Annotated in this window: 8 protein-coding genes; 3 read left to right on the top strand and 5 right to left on the bottom strand. The window is 66.1% G+C overall.

Annotated elements, in window-relative coordinates; genetic code table 11:
* The 3 genes from V8J55_RS01185 to V8J55_RS01175 all read left to right on the top strand — a co-directional run bounded on the left by V8J55_RS01185 (position 1) and on the right by V8J55_RS01175 (position 4,107).
* On the top strand, positions 1–1,935 hold the full coding sequence (locus tag V8J55_RS01185) for a cytochrome C (RefSeq protein WP_336444011.1): 1,935 nt from the start codon (positions 1–3) through the stop codon (positions 1,933–1,935).
* 43 nt (positions 1,936–1,978) lie between these two features.
* Positions 1,979–2,830 (top strand): metallophosphoesterase, encoded by an 852-nt coding sequence (locus V8J55_RS01180; RefSeq protein ID WP_037514665.1) that lies wholly within the window; start codon positions 1,979–1,981, stop codon positions 2,828–2,830.
* Positions 2,831–3,027: 197 nt separating this feature from the next.
* Complete coding sequence (locus tag V8J55_RS01175) at positions 3,028–4,107, top strand: acyltransferase family protein (protein WP_336444010.1); 1,080 nt, start codon at positions 3,028–3,030, stop codon at positions 4,105–4,107.
* Here the strand turns inward: V8J55_RS01175 and V8J55_RS01170 are convergent.
* The 5 genes from V8J55_RS01170 to V8J55_RS01150 are packed head-to-tail and all read right to left on the bottom strand — an operon-like array spanning position 4,104 to position 16,559.
* Positions 4,104–5,048: a D-2-hydroxyacid dehydrogenase gene (locus V8J55_RS01170; protein ID WP_336444009.1), complete on the bottom strand. Its 945-nt coding sequence runs from the start codon at positions 5,046–5,048 to the stop codon at positions 4,104–4,106. The two genes, V8J55_RS01175 and V8J55_RS01170, sit on opposite strands and share 4 nt — an antisense overlap.
* A 7-nt stretch (positions 5,049–5,055) precedes the next feature.
* On the bottom strand, positions 5,056–5,412 hold the full coding sequence (locus V8J55_RS01165; RefSeq protein ID WP_336444008.1) for a hypothetical protein: 357 nt from the start codon (positions 5,410–5,412) through the stop codon (positions 5,056–5,058).
* Between the two features lie 38 nt (positions 5,413–5,450).
* A complete protein-coding gene (cysS, locus tag V8J55_RS01160) occupies positions 5,451–6,905 on the bottom strand; it encodes a cysteine--tRNA ligase (protein ID WP_443030780.1) in 1,455 nt (484 codons plus the stop codon).
* A 34-nt stretch (positions 6,906–6,939) separates the two neighbouring features.
* The gene (locus V8J55_RS01155) at positions 6,940–14,706 is read right to left on the bottom strand and encodes a beta strand repeat-containing protein (RefSeq protein WP_336444007.1); all 7,767 of its coding nucleotides are present in this window, start codon (positions 14,704–14,706) and stop codon (positions 6,940–6,942) included.
* Between the two features lie 29 nt (positions 14,707–14,735).
* Positions 14,736–16,559, bottom strand: coding sequence for a ShlB/FhaC/HecB family hemolysin secretion/activation protein (locus tag V8J55_RS01150; RefSeq protein ID WP_336444006.1), 1,824 nt, complete (start codon positions 16,557–16,559; stop codon positions 14,736–14,738).
* Positions 16,560–16,709: the final 150 nt, after the last annotated feature.

The raw sequence follows: 16,709 nt of genomic DNA, 5'->3' as shown, positions 1-16,709 counted from the left end.
ATGAGCTTCATCCTGCGCCGTATTTCGACGACGAAGACCGGCAAACAGATCATCCGCGATCAGGCGCTGCCGGGCGACACGATCACGCTCGGCCGCGAGGGCAGCAATAGCATCCATGTCGCTGATCTCGCGGTGAACCCGCAGCATGCGACGATCAGCAGCGCCGATGGCCGCACCGTCCGCGTGGCGGCGAGCGAGGGGCTGGGGTTCGACCTCAATGGGCGCAGCGCAACCGTTGCCGATATCGATAGCGGTGCGGGCGGCGAGCTGCGCTTCGGCGGGCACCGCCTGACGATCGCGCGTGAGGGCGAGAATATCATCCTCCTCGTCGAGCGCATCGACGAGCTGTCGCAGTCGTCGAAGGATGTCGATGAGGCGAAGGCTTTCTCGCTGCAGGGCGTGATGCTGGGCAAGCGCATGGGGGCGTGGGCGTTCGGCCTGTTGATGCTGCTCGCTTTCCTGATCGGGCCGATCTGGGCGTGGTACAGCTACAAGAATGTCAACGAGCGCCCCGACGGCTATCATGCCGACAGCGCCTGGCTGTCGGGTCCGCTGTCGAGCGCGCACGCGAGCCTGAAGAACGACTGCCAGTCGTGCCATGTCGAACCGTTCGTCGCGGTGACCGACAAGGCGTGCGTCGGCTGCCACACCGGCGAGCATAAGGCGATGAGCATGGCGCACGCGGGTGCGCCGACCGCGATGTTGCTCGCCGCGCGCCATCCGCCGGGGGTGGGCGAGAAGATTCTTGCGGGTTTCGCGAAGACCTTCAACAAGCCGCAGGGCCGCTGCGTCGAGTGTCATACCGAGCATGAAGGTTCGGGGCCGATGCCCGCGACGCCGCAGAAATTCTGCGCCGACTGTCATAACGGCATGTCGGCGCGATTGAAGACCGCGGGCCTTCCGACGTCGCTCGCCGACGCCGCCGATTTTGGCACAAGCCACCCCGAATTCCGCCCGCTCGTGCGCCCGGCGCTGGGCGCGAAGCTGGTGCGCACGACGCTGGCGAAGGGGATGGTCGACTACAATGGCCTCAAATTCCCGCACGACATGCATTTGCAGGCGACTGGTGGGGTTGCGCGCATGGCGGCTAGCTTCCGCGGCCGCTATGATTTCGGCAAGAAGCTCGAATGTTCGAACTGCCACCGCGTCGAGGCCGACGGGGTGCGCGTGAAGCCGGTCGAGATGGAGCGCGACTGCGCGATGTGCCACAGCCTTGCCTTCGAAACCGTCGGCGGCGTGACGCGAACGCTGCGCCATGGCGAGCCCGATCAGGTCGTCGCCGACCTCACCGCTTATTACCGCTCGACCCCGCCCTCGCGTCCGCTTCAGCTTGGCGGCATGCAGCGTCGCCGCCCCGGCGCCTATGCCGAGGGGCAAGTCTACAATATCTATTTCAACGAAGTCGCGACGCGGCCCAGCCGCGCGCAGGATGCGGTGCGCGCGGTCTTCTCAAAGGGCGGCGCGTGCTATGACTGCCACACGATCTTTGCGCCGCAGGCGGGTAACAGCTGGCGGGTCGCGGCGGTCAGCCAGACGCCGCGCTACCTGCAAAAGGGCTGGTTCGACCATGACGCGCACAAGGAAACCGAATGCGCCGATTGCCACACCGCCGCGCCGGCTTCGAAAGCCTCGACTGACCTGCTTGTTCCGGGGCTGCGCCAGTGCCGCGATTGCCATGTCGGCGAGGGCGGGGCGCACGTGGTGAAGGTCGAAACCGCGACCGAATCGCCCTGCGCGATGTGCCATGAATATCATTCGGACGGCGGGAAACCGTGGATGCCGCCGCGCAGAGCCAAGAAAAACACCGCCGCAATCACAAATAAACCTCTTGCTGCTACCTATAGTGTGAGCATGATCACAGGAACCGGGGGGCGGGGCCTTTACGATGTGACGTGGCGCACACCTCCCTTGCACGGGGCAAGGCGGGGCGGGTGAGGTTTTATGGGTCGGGACCAGCCGACCGGAACGGGGGACGGATATGCTGATCGCGCAGATCACAGATATCCATATCGGGTTCGATCCGGACAATCCGGCCGAATATAACCGCAAGCGCCTCGACGAGGTGCTCGACGTGCTGATCGAGGGGCCGAACCGCCCCGACTTGCTGCTCGCCACCGGCGATCTTTCCGATCGCGGCGACGACGACAGTTATCGCCGCCTCGCGACCGCCTTTTCGCGCTGTCCCTTTCCGGTGTGGCCGAGCGTCGGCAATCACGACCTGCGCGACAATTTCCACGCCCGCTTTCCCGGTCTCGACGACGGCAACGGTTTCGTTCAGTACACGATAGAACTCCCCGAACTGCGGCTGGTGACGATCGATACGCTGGAGGAAGGGCGCCACGGCGGGGCGTTCTGCGACCGGCGCGCCGCGTGGCTCGACGCCGAACTGGCGAAGGACAGCGCCAAGCCCACCTATATCGTCATGCACCATCCGCCGATCGAAAGCGGGATCGAGTGGATGAACACCGACCCCGACGAGCCGTGGGTCGCGGTCTTCACCGACGTGGTACGCCGCCATCCGCAGGTTCGTGGACTGATCTGCGGCCACCTCCACCGCTCGGTGACTGTTGCGTGGGAGGGGCGCACAATCGCGATCTGTTCGTCGACCGCGCCGCAGGTCTCGCTCGATCTGAGGCCCATCGACGAGAACAAGCCCGACGACCGGCCGATGATCGTCGCTGAAGATCCCGCTTATGCGCTCCACCGTTGGAATGGGCGCGAACTCGTCAGCTTCTACGACCACGCCGGCGCGCATACGATGCTCGCCAAATATGACGAACGGCTACAACCGCTGGTGCGCGAGTTGAAGGCCGAGCGGCCGCGCCAATAGCCGAGCGACAGATCGACGCCGGATTCGTCAGCGGGAGGCCTCTCCTAGTGCCACTCGACAAGTGAAGGTAAAGTCACTACATTAATTTGTTTTTTACTGACAATATTTAGACCGATCTGCCATTGGGCCGAGAGTATTTACCGGCTAGCGCGATAGCCGTTTGTGGGCGATGTGCCTTTTGGGGATCGTACGGAAACATGGACCATCCCCCGAAACGGTTGTTGCGACTGGATGGACTGCGCGGCGTCGCGGCCTGCATCGTCAGCCTGATATTTCATGCGCGGCTGCTGTTCGGCGGACAGGAAAATCCGCTCGATGGGCTTCCGGTCATAATGTGGTTTCAGACTTGGGGCTGGTCGATGGTCGACCTGTTTTTTGTGCTTTCCGGCTTTGTCTTCGCACATTGCTACCTTGATCGCTGGCGAATGCGCTCGGGAACTACAGCGTCGGGATTTGCTGTTTCCCGCTTTGCTCGACTCTGGCCTTTGCATGCGATCACTCTGGCCTTCACAATCGCCGTAACCATTAACTTTCCCGATACGACGTGGTGCAATTCGCTGCTCTCGTTGCTGATGCTACATGTCTTCGTGGCCGATCCGACCCATACGCTGAATAGCCCGGCATGGTCGCTTTCGGTCGAAGTGCTTTGCTATGCAGTTTTCTGTTTGGCAGCCATTGCCGGCACGCGATTTCTTCAGGCGGCGATGCTGGTCGCGATGGTGTTCGGCGTCTATTCCATTGCTGAGTTCGGCGTCTGGAATTCCCTTGTCGGCCGCGGTTTCCTGGGTTTTTTCGGCGGCGTCCTGTTGTGTCAATCAAAGGGCCTTGCCGATCGAATACCCAACTTGGTCTTGGCGCCGCTGGCTGCGCTGCCCTTTATCATCGTGCCGGACGGGGCTTGGCTGATCTTGGCGATCCTCATCGCGTGGCCGGCTGCGATCCTTTTAGCGCTGCGAAGCGAGATCATGGAGGCTCGTCCGCTGGTCTGGTTGGGTGAGCGCAGCTATGCGATCTACCTGCTTCATGTTCCTATTTATATCATGAGCTGGGCGATCCTTTCGGGGCTCACTACGCCGACACAGACGCTGGGGTTGATCGCCGTTCTTCCAACCTGGGCGGTCATTATTTTGGCCGCCGACTTTCTCTATCGACGCGTCGAGAGACCCTATCAAAAGGCCATTCTGGAACGATTCGAACGGCGGGCTTTGAATGCCCCCAAGCTCGCAACCGTCCTTAGAGAAACTGATCGGAGATTTTCGGTCGTCGAGGGAGATTAGTAACCCAGGGTCAAGTCCACCCGCGGCTCGACGGCTTCGTCCTTTTTCCAGCGATCGAGATTTTCGAGGAAGCGCTGCGCCGATCGGATGAACATCTTGTCCTGCGCGCGGCCCGACAGATGCATTGTGATATGCGCATTGTCGAGGCTCCACAGCGGATCGTCGGCGGGGAGCGGTTCGGGTGTTGTGACGTCTAGGAAGGCCGAGGCGATCTGCTGCGCATCGAGCGCCGCGATCAGCGCGTCCTGATCGACGACGCTGCCGCGCGCGATGTTGATCAGCGTCGCGGTCGGCTTCATCGCCGCGAGCTCGGCGGCGCCGATCATGCCGTCGGTTTCGGGGGTCGCGGGGACCGCGAGGATCACCCAGTCGAACTCGCCGAGCTGCGCGCGCCACTGGTCGGGGGTCAGCGTGTTCGGACCGGGTGAGCGACGGACCACGGTGACGTCGACCGCGAATGCCTTCAGCCGTTCCTCGATCAGCTTGCCGATCGCGCCATAGCCGAGGAGCAGCGCCCTCGACCCGAACAGCTCGACCTTGCCCGGCGAATCCATCAGCCATTCGCGGCGTTCCTGCGCGCGCACGACATCGCGGTAGCCCTTGGCGACGGTGAGCATCCCCATCACGACATATTCGGCGATGGTGATCGCATTGATCCCCGCGCCATTGGTCAGCACGGTGCCGCGCTCGCGCAGCAGGCCCAGCGGCATGCCGTCGACCCCGGCATAGATCGAATTGAGCCATTTGAGGCCGGTCGCGGCGGTGATGACCGCTGCCATATCCTTCTTGTCGTACATGTCGAACCAGCCGATCTCGGCCTGCGGCGCGAGTTCGAGCGCCTCTTCCTTTGACGCGAAGAATTTGGGTTCGATCCAGTCGGGCAGCCGGTTTTCGACAAGGGGACGGATCAGGCCCGAAAGGACGGTGACGGTCTTGGTCATGATTTTCCTACTGCTGAAATGCGTGCCAGCCCGCCCAGGCCAGCGGGGCGAGGCCGATCAGGTCGACGAGCGCGATGGTGCCGAGCGCCGGGGGGCACCCATAGGACTGATAGAGATATAGGAAGCTGAGCATCGAGATCGCGGCGAGCAAGGTCGCAAGCTTGCGACCGCCGGGATCGAATGCCGCCCACACGCAGGCGACGAGCACCGCGAAGAACAGCGCGGCGCGATGGTGCATCAGCAGGAAGATCGGGCTGTCCGGCGCGATACCATATAGCCGCGTGATCAACGCCGGCCGGAACAGCGCCAGCGCCGGGATCAGGTGGACAAGGCCGACGAGCAGCCAGCAGATCAGTTGCGACATGCAACGAAGCTAGCAGCCCGCGGGCCTGCGACAAGCCTCTAATTGGCGGCTGGTTGCCAGTCCCATCCGATCGGGTCGCCGTCCATCACCTCGACCCCCGCGGCGACGAGTTCGTCGCGGAGGGCATCGGAGGCCGCAAAATCCTTGGCGGCGCGCGCGTCCTTGCGGCGCGCGAGCGTCGCTTCGATCTCGTCTTCGCCGATCGTCGCGGTCTTGGGGCGGACGCGCAGGTCGGTGCGCGCGGTCGTCAGCAAGCCGAGGCCGAGCACCGCATCCATCGCGGCGAGCGCCGCGCGTTTCTGGCCCGCGTCGATCTTTTTCATCGCCGCCGTTTCTTCGAGCAGCGTGAGCGCGACGGGCGTATTGAGGTCGTCCGACATCGCCGCGTCGAACTTCGCCAACAGGTCGGTGAGGCGTCGGTCGGTCGGCTCGGCGGCTTCCACATCGCGCGCCGCGGCGGCCGCCATCACCAGCCGCTTGAGCCGCGTCAGCGCGGCGCCAAGACTGTCCCAGCTGAACTCCAGCTCGCTGCGATAATGCGCCTGCAGGCACATCAGGCGATAGGCGAGGGGGTGGTAGCCCTTGTCGACCAGCAATTGCAGGCGCAAAAATTCGCCGCTCGATTTCGACATCTTGCCGCTGCGGTCGACGAGGAAATTATTGTGCATCCATATCCGCGCGCCGCTGTCTGGCGAGCAGCTGTGTGCCTGGTTTTGCGCGATCTCGTTCGGGTGGTGAATCTCGCGGTGGTCGATGCCGCCGGTGTGAATATCGAACGGAAAGCCGAGCAGGGCCTCCGACATCACCGAGCATTCGAGGTGCCAGCCGGGTGCGCCGCGACCCCAGGGCGAATTCCACTCCATCTGGCGCGTCTCGCCCGGCGGCGTCTTGCGCCAGATTGCAAAGTCGGCGAGCGCACGTTTGCCATCGACGGGATCGATGCGGCTCTCGCCCTCATCAGTGCCGTGACGCGCGAGGCGGCCATAGTCGGGGACGGTGGCGGTATCGAAATAGAGGCCGCCATCGAGTTCGTAGCAATGCTTGTCGGCGATGTTTTTGCCCCATTGAATCATCGCTTCGACATATTCGGTGGCGCGCGGGTGCTGCTTGTCTCGGATATTTAACCGCGCAAGATCGGTCTCAAAATCCGCCTGATAGAAAGCCGCGATGTCCCAAGCGCTTTTCCCTTGCGCGGCGGCGGCCTTCTCCATCTTGTCATCGCCGACATCGGCGTCCGAGGTCAGATGCCCGACATCGGTGATGTTGATGACGTGGGTAAGCTTATAACCCTTGTACGACAGCGTTCGCCCCAGCGTGTCGCCAAAGACATAAGCGCGCATATTGCCAATATGCTGATAATTATAGACCGTCGGTCCGCAGCTATAGACGCGCGCCTCGCCGGGGTGGACGGGCTCGAACTCTTCGAGACTGCGCGTCAGGCTGTTGAACAGCTTGAGCGGGGAGGCGGGGGCGTCGGTCATAACCGCGCCCATGCCTTGCTCCGCCCGCCGGCGTCAACCGAAAGCCTTATTGCTGCGGCGGCGTCCACAGATCGTCGTTACCCGCGCCGGTCACCGGATCGTCGAGCAGCGGCTCGCCGGTCATCGGATCGATGTCGCGCATCGTGATCAGCGGCTGCGGGAAATTATTGCCCTCGCCACGCGCCTCATCTTCGACCTCTTCGTCGATGATATCCTGGACCGGGAAATTGGTCTGGAACTCGAAGGTCACGGTCGTGCAGCCGCTCGGACTGGCGATAAGGCAGCCATTGAAGGTCGACCGGCGATCATAGCTGCCGACCACCGGCGCTGCGCCATTGATCGTCAGCAGCGGGACCGTGTCGATGCCGGTGATCTGGCCGCCCGCGCCAAGCTGCACCCCGTTGATGACGATGCGCGACGTCCCTTGCGTTCGCACGTCGAGCCCTCCGGCGCCGAAGGTCAGCCCACGGCGCTGCGCGAAGTCGGTGCCCGCCCCGCTGTTCTGGACGTAGAAGCCGCCCGCGACGTCGGCGCGGATGCCGCGCGCGAACAGCGCGCCCTCGTCGAGCGTGACGCCGTCATTCTGGCCGAGGCGCGTATTGATCGCGTCGGTCGTCGTCGCCGCGCCAACCGCGGTAATGGCGGCTTCGGTCGCGACGATGATGTCGTCCGATGCCAAGTTGAGCTGCCCGCCCGGCGCATTATTTGCCCCGAGCAACCGGACGCTGCCGCGGCCGAGGATGACCTCGAGCGCGTCGCCCGCAACAAGGTTGAGCGCGTTGGCGTCGGTGAGGCCCGTCAGCTGGACATTGCCGATCACGCGCATCTTGCCCGGGGTGCGGATCGTCAGCGCGCCATTGGCGCCGAGGTTGGCGTTCGATGCGCCGCCGGTCATCGTGAAGGTGTCGACGACGACGTCGGGCGGCGTTGCCGACCCGACCGAAACGGGGCCCGCGCTCTGCACCTCGGGCGCGAAGATTTCGATCTGTGTGCCATAGAGGCGCGTCAGCTCGTCGGCGTCGATATGATAGCCGTTGGGCCCGTTCGGGCCGGCAGTGCCACCGACGAAGGTCTGGTTGGCGGTGTTGTTGTTGGCGACCGACAGCTGCTGGGTCACGCCCGCGGTGCCGACGCGGCCCGTCGGCGCAATGCTGATTCCCGCCGAGGCGAGCGAGATCGACTGGCCGGTGACGACGCCGTTGATCCCGAGCGATGCGCGCGCCGCGGCGGTGAGGTTGCCCGCGACGGTAACAGTATCGAGATTGAGGAAGCCGCCCGCATTTTCGATGATCGCGTTCGCAGCGGTGAGGTTGCCGATGGTCATCGCCTCGCCCTGCGTGCGAAGGTCGGCGGTGCCGGCGACAGTGCCGGTGGCGACCGAGAAGTCGCCTCCCCCGCGGACATAGGCGTCGCCGACGTCGGTGGTCAGCGTGGCAAAATGCAGATCGCCGCCGCTCTCAATGCGGATCGCATTGCCGCTGGCGTTGATCGTACCCGCCGCGATGAGGCTGCCGAGCTGGATATTGCCGTCGCTGCTGTCGAGGCTGGTCGTGCCGAGGACATTGGCCTGGTTCGCGGCGACCCCGGTCGCGCCGGTGAGCGTCACATCCTGTCCCTCGATCGACGTGATGCCGATCGCGGTCCCCGCGGTCAGCGTCGCATTGCCCAGCGCGCGGACGCCGCCGCCCGATATGCCCGCGGACGAATTGACGACGACATCGCCGTCGGCGCTCAGCGTCGGGATCGCGGAGCCGCCGGGGCTGGTGAGCGCGGCGAGCGTCACGCCCTGCGCGGTGATCGTCGCATTGCGTCCCGCCGCCACGGTGCCGGTCAGATTGGCGATACCCGCCGCATCGACCACGACGTCGCTGAAGGCATCGAGGCCTGCGAGCGTCGCCCCGCCGCCCTGCGTGCGGATGCTGCTGTCACCGCCCGTGGTGCCGAGGCCGAGCGTCGTCGCGCCGTTGACGGCAATGCTGTTCGCGGCGTTGAGCAGGATATCGTCGCCGGCGGACAGCGTCGCCGCTTCGATCGCGCCGGCGGTCGACGCCATCACGATGTCGGCGCCATTGATGCCTTGCGACCCTTCGCCCGTGCCGATGGTGAAGGTCGGGCTGCCCGAGGCTGTCGAGAAATCGAGGATATGCGTGTCGGCGCCAGTGCCGGTAGTGCGGACGTTTAGCGCGTCGATATTGCCCGCAGCGCGGACGGTGATGTCGTCGCCGCCCGTGACATCGGTCAGGCTGGCGGTCGTTCCCGCAATGACGAGGACATCTTCGCCCGCCGTGCCGCCATCGATCGACGCCGCGGCCCCGGCGTTGACGCCGAACATGCGCGCCGCCGAGCTGTCGGTGAGCGCCGCATTGTCCGCGGCGATGACGAACAGATTGCCCTCCGCCGCGATACCGTTGCGGTCGACATAACCGCCATTCGCCTGCGCCGAAGCGTTGATATTGGCGTCCGAATTCAGGAAGATATTGCCGCCCGCCACATAGATGCCGGAAAGGTCGGCGGCCGAGAAGATTGAGATGTTCCCATCGACGTCGGCATTGTTCACCGCAACCGCGCCGCCGGTGCCGAAGGCGAAGAAGGACGCCGCGCCCGTGACATTGCCGGTGAGCGCGATGCTGTTAGCGAAGAGGTTGATGTCCTCGCCCGCACTGATCGACCCGCCGCGGATTCCTTCGGCGCCCGCGGTCGTCCCCTCCGCCGAAAGCCCGACCGACAGGCCGGCGGTGATCGAGTTGAAGGTGATCGACTGGCCCTGGACCTGGACAAAGCCGCCCGCGGTCGAGTTGCCGAGATCGACGGCACCGGGCGAGGTGATCGAGATATCGCCGCCGGTGATGATTGAATTCAGCCCGGTACGGAAGCTCGCGGCGCTCGCGGCGAAATCATTGACCGCTTCGGCATGTTCGACGCTCGCGGCGCCGCCGCCGTTGATCGCGATATCGGTGGCGTCGAGGCGGTCGACACCGATCGTCGCCGCGGGGCCTTCGCCGGTCAGCGAGAGCGTGCCCCCTGCGGCGAGCAGGCTACCCGGCGCGCCGCTGATGCTGGTTCCGGCGACGATGAACAGATCGTCGGTGGCCTCGATCGTCGGTGCCGCATTGGCTCCGCGCAGGTCGTGGCGGATATCGATCTGGTCGCCCGCCTGCAGCTGCGCCGTTTCGCCGACGATCACGTGCCCGGCGCCCTCCGCATAAAGGCCGATCGAGCCGTCGGTGCCGAGCGTCAGGCTGCCGGCTTCGATCGTGCCGCCGGTCGCGCCAAGGAAGATGCCCGCGGGCGCTGTGCCGGTGTCGTTGTTGGTCGGATTGGCAAGGCCGCGCACCTCGACGTCGAGGCTGGTGAAGTTGATCCGGCTGTCGCTGCGAATTTCGACTCGGCCGGCGGTATCGCCGCTGGCAAAGATATTGGTGTTGCCAAGGTCGATCAGGCCGGGGCCGGCGTTGGTTGTCAGCGCATCGATATGGACGCGTCCGCCGCCGGTGCCCGCAAAACCGCCGTTTGTGCCGGGCAGGCTGCCGCCGCCGCCGGCAAGGCCGCCGTTGCCGCCGGTTCCCGACTGGCCGCTGACATTGATTTCCAGAGACTCGCCGGCGGTCGTGACCGTGCCGCCGTCGGCGATCAGCCGTACCGATCCGCCGACCCCGCCGCCGCCGAGGCCGCCATCGCCGCCAATATTGCCGGCGCCGAAATCGGCGGTGCTGCCGTTGCCGCCGTTGCCGCCGATGCCCGTGCTGCCGAGTTCCACGACGTCGCCTGCGGCCAGGCCGAGCGTCATCGCCGCGCCGTCGCGCGAAATGACCTCGATCGCGCCTCCCTGCGCGCTGCCGCCATCGCCGCCCGAAGGCGCGATCGCCGCTGACGAAGCGAAGCCCAGGTTGCCGTTACCGCCATTGCCGCCGGTCGCGCCGGTGACGAAATTGGCCTGCGTGACCTCGACGATCGCATTGGGGCCGTCGGCGAGGACGCTCGATGTCCCGCCAAAGGCGTTGCCGCCGTTGCCGCCGCCTCCGTCGCGGCCGTTAGCGCCGTTTCCGCCCTGCGCCGTCGAATCGAGCGCGATCTGGAGCGTGCCCGCGTCGAAATCGTCGACGATCGCCTGTGCGATACCGCCATAGCCATCGCCGCCCGTGCCGCCGACATTGTGCGTGCCGCCAAGGCCGCCGGTGCCCTGCGCAACGGCACCGACGTCGGTGATCGTGCCCGACGTCGCCGCCAGTCCGATCGTCGCGCGCCCACCCCGGCCGATGCCGCCCCCGCCGCCGACGCCGACGCCGGTCGCGCTGCCCGAACTGCTCGAGAAGAAGGAAGAGCCGCCCTCGCCGCCGATGCCCGATGCCTCGGCGGTCACGCTGCTCGCCGTGACGGAGCCGCCGGTCAGGTTGACGCTGGCGGTGCCGCCGGACCCGTTTCCGCCATTGCCGGGCGTTCCGGGTGGGGACCCGAAACCCGCGTTGAAGCCGCCGCCGGTGCCGCCGGTGCCGTTGGCATTGGCCTCGATGACGCTCGCATCGACGACGGCAGTGCCGCCGATGTTGATGGCCGCATTGCCGCCGACACCCGCACCGCCGGTGCCGCCCGCGATGATGTTGGCCGGATCGTCATCATTCCCGTCCATCCCCGAACGGCCTTCGCCGTTCGCCGATGCGATGATGTCGGCGGCGGTGATCGTCCCGCCCGACAGGTCGATCGTCGTGACACCGCCAGTGCCCGTGCCCGACACGCCCTGGGCAATGCCACCGATGCCGTCGGCGCTGACGCTCAAGTCGCTGATCGAGATGTCGCCGCCGGTCTGGGTGAAGGTCGCGGTGCCGCCGGTGCCGTTCGCGCTGCCGCCGCTGCCGACGCCATTGGCCGACAGTTCGATAAGACCGCCCGACAGGGTGCCTCCCCGGACATCGAGCGTGACCGTGCCGCCAAGTCCATTTCCGCTGCTATCGATCGGCCCGCCCGGAACCTCGAGCTCCACCGCAGTACGGCCGTCCGCTACCGCAAAAATCTGGCCATAGTCGATTGCGCTGCCGGAACTGGCGGTCGTCCCGATCAGGATGGTTCCGCCGATGCCGGTCGGGTCGGTCGCTCCCGCCGTTATCGCACCCCCCGACGTGCCGCCCGCGATCAGGTCGGCCCCGACGCCCAGGTCGAGGCGGCCGCCATCGGCGATCAGCTGGATCGTCCCGCCCATCGCCGCGGCGCCGGCGGCGCTGCTGCCGGAAGTCGCGCTGACGTGGAGCTGGTTCGTTGCGTCGAGAGTCGCCCGGATTTCCCCGCCATTGCGGGCAAATAGGTCGATCGTCCCGCCCTGCGCGGCGCCGCCCGTGCCAACCACATGGGCCGTGCTGCTGCTGGCATTGACCTCATAGACCTCGGCCACGATGGTTCCGCCGTCGGCGAGGAAGTCGACATTGCCGCCAACGCCGTTTCCGGCGCTTTGCGTGACGGCGTTGGACATGTTTCCGCCCATCGCCTGGACAGTGAAACGATTGCCGGTGCTGATCGTACCCCCTGCGGTCGCGTTGACGGCGACATTGCCACCCGTACCCGATCCGAAATTTTCTCCGGCAGGATTGAATGGAAAGCGATTCATGCCGACCGCGAAAAGATTGATGACGCCGCTGCTGCTGATGGTCGAGCCGTTGGTCGCCGCCAATGTCACATTGTTTGCGCGCGCGTTGCCCGCCTGACCGGTGGTGCCGCTCGGCGTCGTTGCTGTTCCGGCAGCCGCAGAGGCATCCAGCGTTATAGAGGTGAATTGCGCATTGATGCCGCCGTCGACGGTCAGCCTCGCGATACCGCCCAGCGCATCGCCGCCGGTGGTATTCTCGCTTCCGCCCGCATCGCCGCCGCGGCCGAAGCCGCTGGCGCCGAGGTCGCCCAGCGACACGACCGACGTCGCGTCGGCATTGATCAATATTTCCGCCGTGCCGCCGGTCCCGTTGCCGCCATTCTGCGTCAGGAATCCGCCGACATTCCGGCCGCCTTCGCCCGCGGCCTGAACGAAACTTTGCGTGGTCGACAAAGTGGAGCCGGTGCCCGACACCGTGATGCGCGCGGTGCCGCCGGTGCCGTCGCCCGACTGGGTGAGGCCAATGCCGCCGAGTCCGCGCGCGTCGAGCGACAGCAGCGCCGCGGGCCCGACGCTGCCGCCGTTCGCAACAGTCAGGCTTGCCGTGCCCCCGGTGCCGCTGCCGTTGGCGGCGGGCGGTCCGCTGACAAAATTTCTGTCGCCCGTACCGAGCGCATTGATGAAGATATTGCCGGCGGTCAGCGAGCTGCCGGTGCCGCTGACCGAAATGCTTGCATTGCCGCCGCGTCCGTTACCGCTTGAGCCGCCCGCGTCGCGGTCGCCGAAGCCGTTGGCCTCGACCGTAACCCCCGCCGTTGTCACGCTGCCGCCGGTGATTGTCAGGCTGGCGGTGCCGCCCTGACTGTCGCCGGTAAGGGCATCGGGAGTGCCCGAGGCGAGGATCGAGAGCGCACCCGGCGCCGAGAACGTCCCGCCGGTGATATTGACCGCGGCATTGCCGGGCGCACTGTCCCGGCCGCCCGATTGCACGGTAAAGGTGCCGGCGGCGCCGCCCGACTGGTTGGCGCCGATCGAAACCGTCGCGCTCGCGTCGCCGATGAAGGTCCCGTTGCCTTCGACGAAGAACTGGCCGGCCGACGACAGCGGCGGGGGCGAAGAGGGCAGGGGCTGCGTCGGCTGCGCGGCAAGGACGTTGCTGGCGCGCGCGACCGTGCTGCTGCGGAACAGCGTGTCGCCCGCGGTGATGTTCGCCGCGGTTGCGTTGACCGGGGTCGTCGCCAGGTCGCCGCCGACGATATTATAGCCCGCCGACAGGCGCACCGCGCCGTCTTCCTCTGTTGCCGAGACGGCGTCGTCATAGCCGATCGCGCCCGACACCAGCATCGTCACCGCGTCATTCTTGGGAATGGCGACCATATAGATGCGGCTCTGGTCGGTATCGCCGTCCTGATGCGCGGGGCCGGTGGTCGTGCCCGTGTGGGTGATCGCGTTGCCGCCTTCGACCCCCCGGGTGACGTTGATGTCGAAGAGGCCGCCGTTGATGCGGATTTCGGCCTGTTCGGCGGCGACATAGGCGGCCGACCCGTCGACCCGCACGGCGCCCGCCTGGACAACGCGCGGCGCGACCAGCGCGATGTAGCTGCTGCCGGGGTTGCCGACATTGTTCGCGTTAATCGCGCCGTTGACGGTGATCGCCGACGTGCTGCCCGCCGCCCCGTTGAACCGGATCTCTCCGCCCGGACCGAACAGGCCGCCCGTGGTGATGATGTCGTTGGTGGTGAGGACAAGGCTGCCGACGTTGATTATGCCGGTCGCGCCGATCAGGATGCCGCCGGCGTTATAGAACCAGATATTGCCGCCGCGCGGCCCGGTCGTCGCTCCGACATAGCTGTTTACAATGCCATTCAGCCCGATCTGGTCGGTAATCGAGGTGCCCGCCCCGTCGACGAACCGGTTGAGGACGACATAGCCTGCGGTGTCGCCGACATAGTTCAGTGTGTTGCCTCCCGGCAGGAAGTCGATCACGCCCGCAACCGGAGTATTGGACGGCGTCCAGTCGACAATGCTTTGCGGCCCGGTGACGTTGACCGTCGAGGGATTCACGCCCGTGCCCGCGGTCGTCCCCGAAGGGAGGGTCGTGATCGTGCCTGACCCCGCGACCTGCGCCAGCGCGGGGCCGCCATAGGCGAGTGCCATCATCCCGGCGGCGATCGCGCAGCTCGTCAGCAGTCGCTGCTTGCCGGGGCCGCTGGGCGAGAGGGAGGCGATGGCACGCATATCCGTTGTCCTCGATGCAAAATTCATGGTCAGCGCGCCCTCACGCCGAATAAGGTTGTCAGCGATATCAGCAGCCGCGGATCGGGCCGCTCGGCGAGGAAACCGCCGCGGTTCAGCGGTACGGCGAGCGTCATGTCGAGCCGCGCGAGATCGCCGTAGGCAACGCGTATGCCGCCCCCCGCCGAATAGAGTTTCTGCGGATCGAGCCCGTCGAAGGCGCTATCCTTGTTCCACACCCACGCGGCGTCGAAAAAGACGAACGGCTGGAAAGCGAAGCTCTCGGTATTGGCGGGAACGAACGAGCCGTAGCGTGCTTCCAAAGCCACCGCGACGCCGCTGTCGCCGATCACCGTGCCGGGGTCGAAGCCGCGCCCGACGGTGAAATTGCCGCCCGAAAATTCCTCATAGGCGAGCAAGGGATCGTTCGCCCACTGCGCGCGCGGCGCCGCCGACAGCGTGAACAGCTTTGCCGGCCGCCATTCGGCGAGCGCATTGGCGCGGACGAGGAAGGCGTCGGGCTGTCCCTGGACACGCGTCAGCGGGATCGCGCCGGGCAGGAAACACGCCGTGCCGCCGGGACCGCAATCGTCGCTGGCACCGAGGAAGGAAGCACCCTTGCGCGCCTCGAACGAGGTTGAAAGCGACCAGCGCGGTTCGCTGGGGCTGTAACCGCCGCGCCCTGCGATCGAGCCGGGGTCGATCCAGCTAGCGTCCGCGCGGAGGTTGAAGACGCGCAGCCGGTCGTGGTTGATCGGAATGCTGGCGAGGCTGATGTCCTGATCGATAATATCGAGCCCGCCGCCGAGGGTCACACGGTGCGCCTGTGTCAACACAAGGGGGTAAGCGGTGAACAGGCTGACGATCTGGGTGTTCGACTTGACCGGAAAGCCGGTGATGTCGGGGCGCGTCCAGGCATAGGTATAGCTGGCGCCGAAGCGGAGCCCTTCGCCGCCGACGCGGAACTCGTGCGACGCCTGCACGACTTTTTGCTCGTCGAAATCGGGGGTCGCATAAAAGCTGACCGTGGTGAGGTCGCCCATGCCGGTGAGGCCGGCGAAGCGCGCGCGCGCGATGCCACCCCAGCGGCCGACGTCGCGTGAGCCGAAATTCTGCGCGTTGAAGTCGAAGGTGAAGGGGGTGCGGGCGACGGTGATTTCGCCGACGACCTCTCCCGGAACCGCGCCGGGGCGCAGCGTCAGGCGCGCGTCCATCCCCGGAATGTCGCGTGCGAGGAGCAGATAGCGTTCGGCGTCGACGATGTTGAACACCGGCTGGTCGTCGAGCCGCGACAGATAGCGTTGCAGCAGGCGTTCGTTCGCGCCCGCGTCGCCGCGTACCTCGATCCGCGACATGCGCGCCGACAAGATATCGAGCCGGACGACACCGTCGCCGATCGTCTGCGGCGGCACGCGGACCGCCGCCAGATAGCCCTTTGCCCGCAAGATCGTCGCGGCGCGGTCGCGAATGTCGCACACCGCCGAAATCGGCAGTTCCTGGCCGACGCGGTCGGACCAGCTCGGCGCCAGCACCGCATTGTCGATGCCCTCGACGCTCGAAAATTCGACCCCGCGCAGCGTGAAGCGGACATTGGCGAACTCGGGACTGGCGAGCGGGCAAGGCGCGCGCTCGATGCCGTCATCGACCGCGACGACCTGTTCATTGGGCTGGATCGCGGGCACCGGCGGCGGGCGCTGGATTTCCTCGCGCGTCGGGATTTGCGGAGTCGCCTGCGCCCACGCTGCGGCGGGCAGGACCGCGGCGATCAGCGCCGCCGAACCGGCCAGCGCGCTGCGGATCGCGGCGCGCTTCGGCCGGATAATCGCATGTATTCCGAAGTCCCCCGACACGGCCATCACCACCCCTTGCGTATGGGCGCGCCGCGACGATCGCGATGCGCCAACTCCACTGGCGCTGCCGCAAAGCGGCAGCGCAAATTTCGACCCAAGGAAATGTTCCGTCACGCGACCGGCGGAATTTCCTTGGAAGATTATCAGACGGATAGG

It is taken from the genome of Sphingopyxis sp. CCNWLW2 (genome assembly GCF_037095755.1).
Taxonomy (GTDB): Bacteria; Pseudomonadota; Alphaproteobacteria; order Sphingomonadales; family Sphingomonadaceae; genus Sphingopyxis.
The sequence above is the reverse complement of the archived record's forward strand: the minus strand, read 5'-3'. Positions and strand labels throughout refer to the sequence as shown.